14 protein-coding genes are annotated in these 12,024 nt (G+C 53.8%); 5 read left to right on the forward strand and 9 right to left on the reverse strand.

Features of this window, described 5'->3' with window-relative positions:
- Window positions 1–49: 49 nt before the first annotated feature.
- Both ACZZZU_RS23880 and uraH read left to right on the forward strand, forming a co-directional pair.
- Window positions 50–553 carry a GlcG/HbpS family heme-binding protein gene (locus ACZZZU_RS23880; RefSeq protein ID WP_463552041.1) on the forward strand — a complete coding sequence of 168 codons (504 nt, stop codon included), beginning with the start codon at window positions 50–52 and terminating at the stop codon, window positions 551–553.
- A 15-nt stretch (window positions 554–568) separates the two neighbouring features.
- Complete coding sequence (gene uraH, locus ACZZZU_RS23885) at window positions 569–979, forward strand: hydroxyisourate hydrolase (RefSeq protein ID WP_463552042.1); 411 nt, start codon at window positions 569–571, stop codon at window positions 977–979.
- Between the two features lie 142 nt (window positions 980–1,121).
- Here uraH and ACZZZU_RS23890 read toward each other — a convergent pair whose 3' ends face one another.
- Window positions 1,122–1,685: a hypothetical protein gene (locus tag ACZZZU_RS23890; RefSeq protein WP_463383102.1), complete on the reverse strand. Its 564-nt coding sequence runs from the start codon at window positions 1,683–1,685 to the stop codon at window positions 1,122–1,124.
- 268 nt (window positions 1,686–1,953) lie between these two features.
- Window positions 1,954–2,541, reverse strand: coding sequence for a hypothetical protein (locus tag ACZZZU_RS23895; protein WP_463552043.1), 588 nt, complete (start codon window positions 2,539–2,541; stop codon window positions 1,954–1,956).
- 92 nt (window positions 2,542–2,633) lie between these two features.
- Here ACZZZU_RS23895 and ACZZZU_RS23900 point away from each other — a divergent pair, with 92 nt between their 5' ends.
- Complete coding sequence (locus tag ACZZZU_RS23900; protein ID WP_463552044.1) at window positions 2,634–3,380, forward strand: class I SAM-dependent DNA methyltransferase; 747 nt, start codon at window positions 2,634–2,636, stop codon at window positions 3,378–3,380.
- 35 nt (window positions 3,381–3,415) lie between these two features.
- Here ACZZZU_RS23900 and ACZZZU_RS23905 read toward each other — a convergent pair whose 3' ends face one another.
- The gene (locus ACZZZU_RS23905; RefSeq protein WP_463552045.1) at window positions 3,416–4,219 is read right to left on the reverse strand and encodes an alpha/beta fold hydrolase; all 804 of its coding nucleotides are present in this window, start codon (window positions 4,217–4,219) and stop codon (window positions 3,416–3,418) included.
- Between the two features lie 97 nt (window positions 4,220–4,316).
- On the opposite strand from ACZZZU_RS23905, the gene ACZZZU_RS23910 reads away from it, so the two are divergent.
- Complete coding sequence (locus ACZZZU_RS23910; protein ID WP_463552046.1) at window positions 4,317–4,679, forward strand: winged helix-turn-helix transcriptional regulator; 363 nt, start codon at window positions 4,317–4,319, stop codon at window positions 4,677–4,679.
- Window positions 4,680–4,866: 187 nt separating this feature from the next.
- Here ACZZZU_RS23910 and ACZZZU_RS23915 read toward each other — a convergent pair whose 3' ends face one another.
- From ACZZZU_RS23915 to ACZZZU_RS23930, 4 genes are all read right to left on the reverse strand, one after another.
- A complete protein-coding gene (locus ACZZZU_RS23915) occupies window positions 4,867–5,250 on the reverse strand; it encodes a hypothetical protein (protein ID WP_463552047.1) in 384 nt (127 codons plus the stop codon).
- A 133-nt stretch (window positions 5,251–5,383) separates the two neighbouring features.
- Window positions 5,384–5,770 (reverse strand): hypothetical protein, encoded by a 387-nt coding sequence (locus ACZZZU_RS23920; protein ID WP_463552048.1) that lies wholly within the window; start codon window positions 5,768–5,770, stop codon window positions 5,384–5,386.
- A 999-nt stretch (window positions 5,771–6,769) separates the two neighbouring features.
- Window positions 6,770–8,185 carry a PAAR domain-containing protein gene (locus ACZZZU_RS23925; RefSeq protein ID WP_463552049.1) on the reverse strand — a complete coding sequence of 472 codons (1,416 nt, stop codon included), beginning with the start codon at window positions 8,183–8,185 and terminating at the stop codon, window positions 6,770–6,772.
- A 4-nt stretch (window positions 8,186–8,189) separates the two neighbouring features.
- Entirely contained in the window at window positions 8,190–8,630 is a 441-nt protein-coding gene (locus ACZZZU_RS23930) for a PAAR domain-containing protein (RefSeq protein WP_463552050.1), read from the reverse strand.
- A gap of 390 nt (window positions 8,631–9,020) precedes the next feature.
- Here ACZZZU_RS23930 and ACZZZU_RS23935 point away from each other — a divergent pair, with 390 nt between their 5' ends.
- Window positions 9,021–9,488, forward strand: coding sequence for a hypothetical protein (locus tag ACZZZU_RS23935; protein WP_463552051.1), 468 nt, complete (start codon window positions 9,021–9,023; stop codon window positions 9,486–9,488).
- Window positions 9,489–9,751: 263 nt separating this feature from the next.
- On the opposite strand, the gene ACZZZU_RS23940 is transcribed toward ACZZZU_RS23935, so the two are convergent.
- Window positions 9,752–11,017 carry a ComEC/Rec2 family competence protein gene (locus ACZZZU_RS23940; RefSeq protein WP_463552052.1) on the reverse strand — a complete coding sequence of 422 codons (1,266 nt, stop codon included), beginning with the start codon at window positions 11,015–11,017 and terminating at the stop codon, window positions 9,752–9,754.
- A 154-nt stretch (window positions 11,018–11,171) separates the two neighbouring features.
- Entirely contained in the window at window positions 11,172–11,984 is an 813-nt protein-coding gene (locus tag ACZZZU_RS23945; RefSeq protein WP_463552053.1) for a hypothetical protein, read from the reverse strand.
- Between the last annotated feature and the right edge of the window lie 40 nt (window positions 11,985–12,024).

Here is a 12,024-nt window from a genome sequence, read left to right on the forward strand (position 1 = left end):
GGCAGGGCGGCACACCATGGCGGTCACTTGTCACCGACCGGAAAACGCCATGCTTAGCCGAATCGCCTCACTCACACTGCTCACCCTCGCCTTTAGCGCCACCGTCATGGCCGCCCCGTCTGCCGCGCCGGTTGCCCAACGCGCCGACGTCACCCTGGCCCTGGCCAACCAACTGCTCGACACCACGCTCGCCACCTGTCACGCCCTCGGCCAAACCGCCGTGGCGGCCGTAGTGGATCGCGGCGGCAACCTGGTGGCGGTGCAACGTGACGACAACGTCGGCCCGCACAACACCCTGGCCGCGCAACGCAAAGCCTTCACCGCACTGTCGACCAAAACCGCCACCAGCACCCTCGCCGAACGCGCCCGCAGCAACCCCGATGCCGCCAACCTCACCACCGTTGGCGAGCTGCTGTTACTCGGCGGCGGACTGCCCTTGCGCGTCGGCGACCAAGTGATCGGCGCCATCGGCGTCGCCGGCGCGGGCGGCAGCGCCAACGACGAAGGCTGCGCCCAGAAAGCCATCAGCCAACACCTACCTACCCAGCCATAACCCAGGAGCTCACCCATGAAACGCCTCACCACCTTGCTCGCCAGCCTGGCCCTCAGCGCCGTCGCCAGCCTTGCCAACGCCGCCGACAACCCTTTGAGCGTGCACGTACTCAACCTGCAAGACGGCCTGCCATCCTCCGACGTGCGCGTCACCCTGGAACAACAAACCGGCGCCACCTGGACGCTGCTCAACAGCGGCACCACCAACGAACAAGGCCGCATTCCCGCCCTGTACCCCGAAGGCAAAAAACTGGAAAAGGGCACCTACCGCGTCACCTTCAAAACCGGCGACTGGTTCCGCAGCCACAACGCCGCCACCTTCTTCCCCGAAGTGCCAGTGATCTTCGCCGTCGACGGTGCGGTGGCGCATTACCACATTCCGTTGTTGTTGAGCCCGTATGGGTTTTCGACGTATCGCGGGAATTGATGGAAGCAAAAAGCCCCGCGGAAGCGGGGCTTTTTATGACTGAGCCACAGCGACGAACACACTCGTAGGTTGCGGTTGAGCGCAGCGAAGCCCAACAGGGCGCGAACTCAGTCCTCCGACCAAGCGCCGTCGTCAACCTGCTCTACAGAAATGACGCGTACCCCCAAACCAGAACGACCCAGAACATCAAACCGAACGCCAGGCATAGGTAGTTAGAGAACGACAGTCGAGAATTGCGGGCACCTGTCGAATCGCCGCTCGCCTGGTTAGCTTTGCGTTGTAAGCCGATTAAGGGGATCAAGCAGAGCAAGCCGAAAAGATCCAACCCAATGGCCATCGCTTTCGGTATTTCCCACGGAATCGTACTTCGACCAAGCAGCGTGCCCATCACGGCGATAATTACGAACCAGAACGGCGCATCGTTATAGCGCCGGGTAACTATTTTCCGAGCATCGAGCAGATGGTTCATTCGTCGAGACAACGCATGCACGAAAAATACCGAAAACAGGCCTCGGAAAAATGGCCAGATTCTTTTCGGCATGCTGCCGCGCTGAGTGCTCCACTGTTTGTAACCCCAATAGACTTGATACGCTCCGAGGGTCCCGATAAACATAATTATCATCTTGGCAATCGAGGTGACAAAGAACGTCTCTTGCTCTTTCTTCTCCAACAAGGAAGCGGCCGGGGGCTGATAAATGTTTTCCATTAGTCGTCCTGGATATTTAAGGCGCGGGGTGCACCGGGCAATTTGTTGATGCACGGAAGGTCCGCTGCGTGGATCGTGTTCTTAAGCACCGGGCGGGAAAATAAAGAGGTGTTAATCGAGAGGCAACGCAGGCATTGCGCCAGCTAATTTGCTCATATCCACCCGCGATCAGGCCCTAAGCAACGGGGCCCGTGCGGTTGCTGTAGAAGCATGGAAACGCTCTGTCGCGCGGCCTACAGAAACTTCAGCCACGTCCACCAGCACAACATCAACGAGCCGAGGCAGAAAGGCTCTTGGTCTTAGCGTCCAATACCATCGCCCGCAACGTCGCCAACGTTTCCTTGCCCGCCGGAAAATCAAACACGCCGCTTTCCGAGAGCGTCGTCACCCGTTCGCCATTGCTCAAGGTGAACTCGATAAACGCCAGATGCTCGGACCAAGAGCGATAACGCCGCGTCATAAAAATCGCGTGTCGCGAAGTTACCGAGCGCACCTGCGTGAGCGGGATGCGGCGGTGTTCCAGGCCGGTCACCATCAGCTCGTCGCCATGTACTAACACGGGCAGGCTGCGTTTCACCCAAAACCACTCAACCGCGAAACGCCCCGTTATCAGCAGCATAAACAGCGCGAACACCTTGGCTTCGCCGTTGGGCGTTTTGAGCAGCGCCATCACCGTCATGCCGCTCATCATTACCAGCAGCAACAGGGTAATCAGGCGATAGAAATACACCTTATGAAACTCGGAAAGGGTAAGTAAGCGCAGATCCATGGGGCGGCTTCCTGAGGCGAGCACAGCGAAAAAACAAGCGAACGGCGATTGGAACAGACAACCGTCAGCCCTGCGCAGCCATGTCATCAAACTGTGGCCTGGCGCCTATTTTTCCCGGCGAGCGGGACGCTTCGGCTATCATCCGCGCCCCTTAATGCCCACCGCACGCGCAGGTCATCATGCCCGGCAACGCCCTTTATACCGACCTGTCCGGCTACTACGACCTGATGTGCGCCGACATCGACTACCGCGCCCAAAGCCACAGCGCCCATCGTCTGCACCAACTTTTCGGCAACGCCGGCAAGCGCCACCTCGACCTCGCCTGCGGCACCGGCCCCCATGTGCGCCACTTCCTCGACGCCGGCTACCAAAGCGCCGGCCTCGACATCAACCCACCCATGCTCGACAAAGCCCGACTGCGCTGCCCCGAAGCGCACTTCAGCGCCCAAGATATGTGCGCTTTCACCGTGGCCGAACCGGTCGACCTCATCACCTGCTTTCTGTACTCCATCCACTACAGCGCCACCCTCGAGCGCCTCACCGCCTGCATCGCCGCCGCCCACAACGCCCTGGCCGCAGGCGGCGTGTTCTGCTTCAACGCCGTGGACAAAAACCACATCGACAACGCCTCCTTCGTCTCCCACACCGCCCAGCACGACGACAGCCTGTTCAGCTTCAGCTCGTCGTGGAGCTACCCCGGAGAAGGGGAGCGGCAATCGCTGAAACTGCGCATTGAACGGACCGTGGGCAAGGGCGCGACGCAGGTGTGGCACGACGAGCACGCGATGGTGGCGGTGAGCTTTGCTGAGCTGCGCGGGTTGTTGGAGCGGTACTTCGAGGTGCGGGTGATGGCGCACGATTATCAGAAGTTGGTGGAGTGGGATGGCGTGGTGGGGAATGCGTTGTTTGTATGTGTGAAGGCTTGAAGAAGAGCGTTACCAAAGCGCGGGTCAAAAGATAGCTACTCAATCGCCCGCAAAAATTGGAGCAGCGCTGCATTCACCGCGCCCGGTGACTCCACCATGGCGATATGCGACGTATCGGCCAGCACCACCATCTGCGCCCCCGCAATGTTTTGCGCGATTACCGCCGCCGCGGCGGGCGGTGTGCTGGGGTCCAGGTCGCCCACCACAACGAGGGTAGGGCAGGCGATTTCCCCGAGCCGCTTCTCGACATCAAAGGTCGCAATCATCCGCCACATGGCCGCGTGCACGGTTGGGTCGTCCGCCAGCAACATGGCCGTCACGCGGGCCATCAGCTCGGTGCGTTCGCGCCGGGTTTGCGCGCTAAACCACCGCTCCAGGCTGGACTGCACCACGGCCGCCATTCCGTCGTGTTCCACCGCCAGCGCCCGGGCGCGCATGCCCTCGCGCGCCGCATCGGCAAAGCTGGCAGCCGTAGCGATCAGGCACAACGAGCGCACCCGCGCGGGATAAGCCAACGCCAACGTTTGCGCCACCATACCGCCCACCGAAATCCCCACCACATGCACGGCACCGTTGCCCAGGTGCTCGATCAGCTGCGCCACCTGGGCACTGATAGCCGCAAAGCTAAACCCATCCGCCCGCGCAACCGAACCGCCATGGCCGGGGAGGTCGAACGCCACCACCTGAAAATGCGGCGCCAGCGCCTGAACCTGCTCATCCCACCACGCTAAGTCGTAACCCACCGGGTGAATCAACAACACCGTGCCGGCGCCCGACAACCCCGTTCTGCGCCAATTAAGCCCGGTGCTATCGCGTTGACTGCCGATGGATAAATGCATTGAATAAACCTCCTTTTCCGGGTGAGCGAGCATGCTAAGCGCGCGCCGCCCAAGGACGTAAGTAGGCACTTTGAAGTAACCCCGCCACGAGGCCGCCATGCCACCTGTAACCCCAGCTCCGCATTTCGAGCAACCCGGCGAAGCCTGCCAAATGCACGGCCTGCTCGAACTGCTCTCCGGGCCCTGGACCCTGCATATCCTCTGCTCATTGGCCATCAACGGGCCGATGCGCTTTGGCGAACTCAAACGGCACATCGACGGCATCTCCGCCCGGCTGCTCACCGTGCGCCTGCGAATGCTTGAAGCGCGCGGCTTTATTAACCGCCACGCCACGGACCAGGTGCCGTCAGAAGTGACGTACTCGCCAGCGCAGCGGTTGGAAGAAATGCAGGTAGTGATTAAGGCGCTGAGGGGCTTGGCGGTTAAGTGGGAAGGGGAGGATGTTGCGATAGAGGGCTAGACGGGCTGGCAAAGATGCTGGAAGGCGGGGTGCTTTCGGGTAGGGTGACGATTAGTTAAAAATTGTAAGTAAGGCCTATGGTCATCATTACAAACGGGCCTAAGAGGAAGGCAATGCCGAATATAAATCGCCAAAAAACATCATTGATCATTTTTATGCAGTTCGCGATCTGAAGTTGAAGTGCTCACTACTTAAGAACTTCCGATTTGATTATGATAGTGAACACCGTCATCGCGCCGAGTAGACATAGTATGTTCCACTGGAAAAAAGCTAGTTTTCTCTTGAGGGAAATGGGGAAGAGCCTAATGTCCTCTTCGTCAACATGGCGGCGTTTGAGGTAGAAGTTAGGAAAGGTAACCACGCTCGATATTCCTCCGACGACGATTAGCGTTCCCCAGACGCCTCCAAACCGTATCGGAGCGAGAGCTACAATTATCGGGCTATTTTTAAGGTGGGCAAGCATCAAGTCCATTTTTGTATAGCCTATATGCAATGCGATACCTAACCAGATGGCTTGTGCCAGGAGTACTAATCCGCAGAGAGTACCGAGAATTTGCTCGGCGGTATTCATTAACGATTTACCTTCTGCAAAAAAAAGGGGTGAAAAGCTTGATCTGTTTTTTTGTTCTATGGGTTTCGCATGAACGCAAAGCATTCCTAGGATTTTTGCTCGGCAGTTAACTACCACCCGATGCGTGGTTGCCTTAAAGATCAAGGTTAATGGCGTACTTTATAATCAATAAAATGGCCATACAGCTTAGTAACAGGATTACGGTCCGATACAGTCTCGTTAATTTTATTTTTAGCTTGGCTGGAAAGTTGTTGATGTCGTCAGCATCGATTGTTTCGCGTTTGATATAGAAGTTCGGGAATGCTACGAATCCTGCAATGCCCCCTACCAGTAGCAATACACCCCATGGGCCCCCGTGCCGTAGCGACGCCAGAGCCGTAACCGCAGAGCTTTTCTTTAAATGACTGAGCATTAAATCCATTTGCGTATAGCCGATTCGCAGGGCTATACCATTCCAAATAATAAGGGATAAAATCACCACCCCGAGTGAATAGCCGATGATGTAATCAGATGTACTCATTTCGTTTCGCGTATATTTTGCGTGATGGCCGAATTGCTCAACTGCCAGTGGGATATTGTGTCTTTCGGTGAGGGCGACCTCATAATAGACCGAACTGAATCGGCACTCCTATCAAGGCCATCAGTAGTAATAACCAGATCACGGTCCATTGAATTATAACTAGCTTATGTTTGATGGGTAGGGGCAGGTTTTCCAAATCCGCCCTGCTCAGTTGCCCGCGTTTCAAGTGCGAGTCAGGGAATGTAACAATCCCAGATATGCCGCCGATTAGTATTAACTTTCCCCAGGGGCCGGCGTGTCTAAGAGGCGCTCTCACTTTTATTGCAGCACAGTTTCGTAGGCAGTCGAGTATCAGCTCCATCTTTGTATATGCCAAATGCAGGCAAACGCCGATCCAAATTACTAGTCCTGCTAAGTCGAACATTGCTGCAGTGAGGAAGACTTTCTCTATGACGGTCAAATTTGGTTGCCTCATATATTTTTGCTCCGCTCCGCCATTGCAGGCCCTTCGACGAACTGCTTGTTTGTATTTATTAAATTTCTGGCACGCTACGATGGAGCTGCGACGCCCGCAAGGCTAGTTACTAAATTGGGGGCGATTACAAGTACGTTGCATTTAATTTGCTCACATGGGAAATATCGACGTGCTGATGAGCCAGATAAAGCCCCCGATCATCAACGACGCTACAACTTTAATTTTGGTTTTAAGACGGGGCGGGAAGGCCTTTAAATCCACAGCACTTAGCTCTCCGCGCCTTAAAGCTGGGCCGGGTATAAGTATCATCCCCGATAGGTGGGCTGTTAAAAGCATGGATCCCAGCCAACCCTGTCGGCGGAGTGCAGGCGCCCACGTATAGCTGTAGCGACTGTTGCTCAACGCCGCTAATATTTTATCTAGGTCGAAATATATTAAATACAAGTTGTAAAGAATCCCCGCGAAAGCAAGTGCGAATGGTGCGATATTGTAGGCAAGCGATGCCCAGAAATACCCATCATTAATCACGGCTGTGTATTCTGATATAACCGTTCACCAATTTTCTCTCCCGTTTTGCCGCCAATGGTAGTACCGACCCATGCCCCTGTTCCTATAAGAACTCCGACACACACAACTCCCCCGATACCGGCGGTTGACGCCCCAATAGCCAGACAAATCGAGCCAGCCGCAGCTCCGCCTGCCCAGCCGCCGAGCATGCCCCCAGCAGTTGCACCAGAAAACTTTCCTCCTTCTACAAACTTCACTTTCTCGCACGCGGCCCCTGGCTCCTCGCTGCAGACTTCCTGTATGGCCAGCAAAGACGAAACCCCACCGAGTCCGATAGCGATATAGCCACCGGCGGACATGTATTTGGCAGCTCGGCTTGCAGCGCTTACGTGCGTTGCGTAACCCGGAATCTGGCTGGGTGCTCCTGCTTTGTCCCAGCGGTGCACGAGGCTCTTGGTCGATAGGCCAAGCGATGTTTTTAACTTGGGGTGGTCGCCCAAGCTTGTGAAACCCCGAAGTTGCGTCGAGTTCAGCAGGCGTGCGTCCAGTTGAGCGAGAAGGCGTTTCCGTTCGGCGTGGAATTCAGGCGTTTTCAAATGTCCGTGCTGTCGATAGGTGTCATGGTGCAACCGCTCAATGGCAAGGAGAGTGTCGCGCATGCCTGCGATGTGTCTTTCCATAACCGCGGCACTAACGCCGAGCCATGTCGAGGTTTCGCCAGTAAAACCGGCGATCTCGGCGCCGTGTCGTTGCATGAAGTCAGCTTCGTCCGGTGTCAGCGGTTCCAGATCGTTGCTGATTTGCTGCGCTGCCTCCATCAGAAGCGCTTCTTCACGCATGCACAGATAGTTTCTCGGATCGCTCAATACGATCATCGAGCCCGCCTTAAAGTCACCCACTCCAGGGTTCAGGGCTCTGAACTTGCGCATCACCGCCGGATCCGGTTGGGGGAACAGCGTGGCTTCCAGCGCTTGGCGGCTCGTACTTTTGGTCACCACATAGAAACCCGGTTCCTGAGGTTCGTCGTCGGTGACGATGGGGGAGGCCGGCGGCACTGGAGAGGCAAACGCAGACTGGCGCGGCGCTGTGTAGCCGCTGTTTGGAACCGAGGCCGGCGATTCGGCGAAAGCGCCTGCCGCCCGCGGTGCCGGGGCTTCGTTGTGATAGCGAGCGGTATGGATTGAGGGGATCAGCGTGGCGTTACACGGGCAACTGCTCCGGCTATCAAGCGTACCCGCCATGAGCTTGCCGTGGCTTTCCATGTGGGAAATACCGCCGACGATTCGGTAGATTTTTCCATCCTTTCCACAGGTAACCCGGTCGCCTTCGCGTGCATGTAGCAGCCCGAAAAGGTTGATACGCGCATCGCCGTCGAGCACTTGCCCGCCACAGCTGGTTTTATCGCCGCGGCCTATGAAGAAACCCTCGCTCATTGGATTACGCCTCCACGTCGGTAAGGAAGTCTTCGGGCAGTGGTTTGTCTTCGCGCGCTACGTACAAAGCTCCCTCCAGGGGCGTGGCGACGATTTCGTCACCATTGCTTAGCCGACTTCCCACGACAGCGATAAAACTGTTGGTTTTCCCCGCAGTGGTGATGATCGTGGCCGTGCTGCCATCGGCGTATTCCACGAAATCCCCTTTACACGCGGCGCCTACTTTGTGGCCGTCGCCGAGATCGAATCTCAGCACTGATGAACCGCGCATAACAACGCCGCCTTGCCGCGTTTTGCTGCCTTCGACGGCGATCCGGTAAATAGCGAGGGCGGGTTTTGGATGGCGGCCTGCAGATTGATCGTCGGCGTGTACCGCCTCGCCCAACCTACGCAGGTAATCGGAGGAAACGGTGTTGGTGAAAAGCAAAGGCGAGTAGGCGTGCATGTAAGCGTCCTGATCCTTGGTTTGGCGTTACTGGGTTGCTGCTCAGCCCCGGAACACGCGTAGCGCGTATTTCGTCGAAATTGGGCGGTGCAGAACGGACCACCACCTTGCGTTAAACGCTGCGTTGGACGAATCAGATGCTTCTTGGAAACGAGCTGCTCAATGGCCGAATGCTGGGATGCAATTAGCTACATGAACGCGGGAATCGTGCTGCGAAATGCAGGGGTTGCTAGGACGCGCACGGGAGTTGTCGGTATGGGATCAGTTACCCTCTGCAAGCGCCAACTCAAGGCGGCCGCCTACGCCTCTCTGGCCGGGGCGGCGCGTTCTGTTTGTTTTTTTGTAGCGCGACAGCGCAGTTCTATCTCTCACCCACCCGTCGGAGCTGATATGCCCCCCGAAGTGCAAAAGCTGCAAGACGCCATCGAATCCATTCCAGGCGTCACCGATGCCGTGGTGGAAAAGGTCGACCTTTCCGATATTCCCGAAAGCCTCTTCAGCCTGCCTCCCTACGGCGACCTGCCATTGGGCGCGCTACGCCGCACCCAAGGCGGCACGCCGGACGAAGTGTTGATCGCCGTGAACTTCGGCATTTCCCGCGACGCCAAGGGCCTCGACGCCCTCGAATTTATCGCCTGGTGGGTGCACGACAGTGCACGCGGCGGTAATCCGATACAGATCCGCGCACTCGCGCTTCCGCCGATTGGCGACCAGTTTGGGACAACGCTTCGGTTTGTTATCGACTACTTCTATGTGGATCCCGAGCAGGATATTGGGAAGCTCTTGGCCACGGTGGGGGAGTTGGCGGATGGGTTGAGTGGGTTGGTGGAGATGAACTCGAAGGTGCTGGGCGGGTGACGGCTGTTCGCTCGGTTAACGGAGTCTTGGTCTGAGGGGCGGATTAATGGTCGGGGGTTGTGGACTAAACATCAGTCTCGAAGAGGGGTGGATTGTCCGTAGGGGTTCGGGTGGGGCGGGACACTCGTTATCTAAAGGAAAGGGGGCGGATTTGTTGGGTCGCTCGGATTTAGAGCCACTTAATAAATCTGTCCCCTTTTTCGTTAGATCACAAAAGATAAAGCTGTCCCGATTCCGGCTGCTTTTGTTTAAAATCTATTCCATCATTCAATTAGATAAAATGCCCGGATTTGGTCTTCGGTATTCTTGTTGACCAAACTGTATCCGCGCTGTTGGTGGGCTTTTAACGATGATGGGCGGGGATGTCGATAATACATATGTGTACCAGCTGAAAAAAATGCTACGGAGCTACCTGGACGCTTAGCTGCGGGAATGAAATTTGAGCTTGCATGGTCACCATGATGAGGTACCACAACCGCATCGTAGGATTTCTTAGTAAGGCGTTGGATTTCTTGATTTCTGTCACGCTGCATCCTTTTATAAATATAGTCTCCAGATAAAAGGGCATTTTCTTTTCCGCGCTTTACCTCTACAACTAAGCACTCTCCATTGCTATCGCTTTTGTAAGGTTTGGAGCGGAAAACCGACAAAGATGAATTGTAAGCTAGTTGTATATTTTGGTCGGAAAGTTCCTTTACTTTTTTGTATATGTTAGGGGCCTTAAATGCTAAGGCTGGTTTTCCGGTAGGAAGATATATGTTGTCAATCTTCGATAGGAGCGCTATGTCCCACTCAAGTAGGCGCCAGTGATCAGAATCAGGGTGAGAGATGATTGCTGAAAGCTCTATAAGATCGTCAGTAAAAAATTTTAGATCGTTGATGAAGTTTGAACACCCTGCAATTTTTCTGCGATATGCGTCTCGGGAGACCGGTACTCCAGCGCCGGCATCAAGTAAATACCCAATGACCCCATTGGTGAAAAGTGAACACATCCCTTGGCCTACGTGAAATGAAATTAAAGAGAAAACATTCTGTGTCGATATGGATTCAAGATCATATTTCGGTATAAAATGCGAGGCGTTGTGACCAATTAAACCTGGATTGAAGTCTAGACAAATAGATAAGATTTTTAGGTATTCAGGTTCACTTCCAGTAAAGGCCGCATAACCATAGCTTCTGGTTGATATTGAAGATTTTACATATTGAATTTCAAACCAATATTCGTTAGGTAGATTTTCAAATTTTTCACCGGGGTAGATGTGGTCTGAATTTTCGTTGTGTAAATAACCTTTGGTTGCGAAAGCATCATCAAGGCTTATGTCTATTATAAATGTCTGGATGCTGGTGTCGGCGTTGTAAGCGATACTGCTGAAGTCCTCTGTTCTTATTCCAACAAATCGTATGCATTGCCTCCTTGGGAGATAGTCTTGAACCGCATACGGGTTATCTATCCTGGCGAATAATTTTGATTCAGGCATAAGAACACCATCGTCGTTTTTTGGTTTTTCTGGAGCTATTTTTTCTTCCATTTTAATACTTAATTTTCGTTAATATTTATGGACTACATTGGCTGTAGTTTCATGATGTGGCCGCGATTCTTTTAAGGCGTTAAGTTGATTATTTTTAAGTGTTAGAGTGGTCGCGGGTGAGCCGATCTTTTTGTCCGCCCCTTCCTGATCCAAGTTAAGCTATTTGCTCTGGAAATATTTTGCGAGCTAATTGTTTATAAGGTTCAATTCCCTTCACCATTGAGTCGATTTCATTCTCTATGTAGGTGTAAAGAGAGCCTCCTCGTTCTGCAACAATTGTCGGGGCATTTCCTCTGCCCTTAGCGTGCTTATACAGAGTAATTACTGCGCATCGATCAAAACGATAGAAGCTTGAAACCGGTGTTTCATCATGTATCCATACGCTGAAATCAAGGCTTTGGTTTGTGATGGATGTAAATAAAGCTTTGTATTCGACGATGGCTTGTCTAATTCTTCCTTCCATAGCTTCATTTGCATTAAAGCGTTTGGCTAGATCCTTCATTATTTCTTTATTGTCCGGATCCGGCACGATTAGTCTGATTCGGCAGTTTTTCTTTGAAGCTAAAAACTTTAAATCCTCTTCGTACATTGCTCTCCATGTGTTTGCGTAGCAGACAAAAATGTCAAGCCGTTCAGATGATCTGATGATTTTTGAAAAGTCAGGGCCTCTTACGGGGTTTAAGGAAACTCCCGTTATACCAACTGTACGGATATCCTCGGCTAATCCAGTTTTTGCCAAGAGCTCGTCAAGAAACGACCGTTTTGAAAATAGCTCCCACAACATTGCAATCGAGACGGAAGCTATTAACAATGCTCCGAAATTTGACATTGTGGATTTTGCCCAAAAATATCCGTCGCCAAATTCAAGCTGCTCGCTTGCAATTAAAAATGTAACGCCCAAGAGAAAAATTACTGTAGATGCGATATAAGTGCGTAGGTTGGTAATCTCTTTTAACGGGTTTCTCATCGCAATATCCTTGTGATTAGTGTGGAAGTCCTGTCAGAAG

The organism is Pseudomonas sp. AC136, from assembly GCF_979258585.1.

Bases quoted from the DNA above. Each gene is read 5' to 3' on its own strand.
- ACZZZU_RS23915 (WP_463552047.1), bottom strand. From the start codon at position 5,250: ATGAATACCGCCGAGCAAATTCTCGGTACTCTCTGCGGATTAGTACTC.
- uraH (WP_463552042.1), top strand. From the start codon at position 569: ATGAAACGCCTCACCACCTTGCTCGCCAGCCTGGCCCTCAGCGCCGTC.
- ACZZZU_RS23940 (WP_463552052.1), bottom strand. From the start codon at position 11,017: ATGGAAGAAAAAATAGCTCCAGAAAAACCAAAAAACGACGATGGTGTT.
- ACZZZU_RS23930 (WP_463552050.1), bottom strand. From the start codon at position 8,630: ATGCACGCCTACTCGCCTTTGCTTTTCACCAACACCGTTTCCTCCGAT.
- ACZZZU_RS23905 (WP_463552045.1), bottom strand. From the start codon at position 4,219: ATGCATTTATCCATCGGCAGTCAACGCGATAGCACCGGGCTTAATTGG.
- ACZZZU_RS23895 (WP_463552043.1), bottom strand. From the start codon at position 2,541: ATGACATGGCTGCGCAGGGCTGACGGTTGTCTGTTCCAATCGCCGTTC.
- ACZZZU_RS23925 (WP_463552049.1), bottom strand. From the start codon at position 8,185: ATGAGCGAGGGTTTCTTCATAGGCCGCGGCGATAAAACCAGCTGTGGC.
- ACZZZU_RS23880 (WP_463552041.1), top strand. From the start codon at position 50: ATGCTTAGCCGAATCGCCTCACTCACACTGCTCACCCTCGCCTTTAGC.
- ACZZZU_RS23935 (WP_463552051.1), top strand. From the start codon at position 9,021: ATGCCCCCCGAAGTGCAAAAGCTGCAAGACGCCATCGAATCCATTCCA.
- ACZZZU_RS23890 (WP_463383102.1), bottom strand. From the start codon at position 1,685: ATGGAAAACATTTATCAGCCCCCGGCCGCTTCCTTGTTGGAGAAGAAA.
- ACZZZU_RS23920 (WP_463552048.1), bottom strand. From the start codon at position 5,770: ATGAGTACATCTGATTACATCATCGGCTATTCACTCGGGGTGGTGATT.
- ACZZZU_RS23900 (WP_463552044.1), top strand. From the start codon at position 2,634: ATGCCCGGCAACGCCCTTTATACCGACCTGTCCGGCTACTACGACCTG.
- ACZZZU_RS23910 (WP_463552046.1), top strand. From the start codon at position 4,317: ATGCCACCTGTAACCCCAGCTCCGCATTTCGAGCAACCCGGCGAAGCC.
- ACZZZU_RS23945 (WP_463552053.1), bottom strand. From the start codon at position 11,984: ATGAGAAACCCGTTAAAAGAGATTACCAACCTACGCACTTATATCGCA.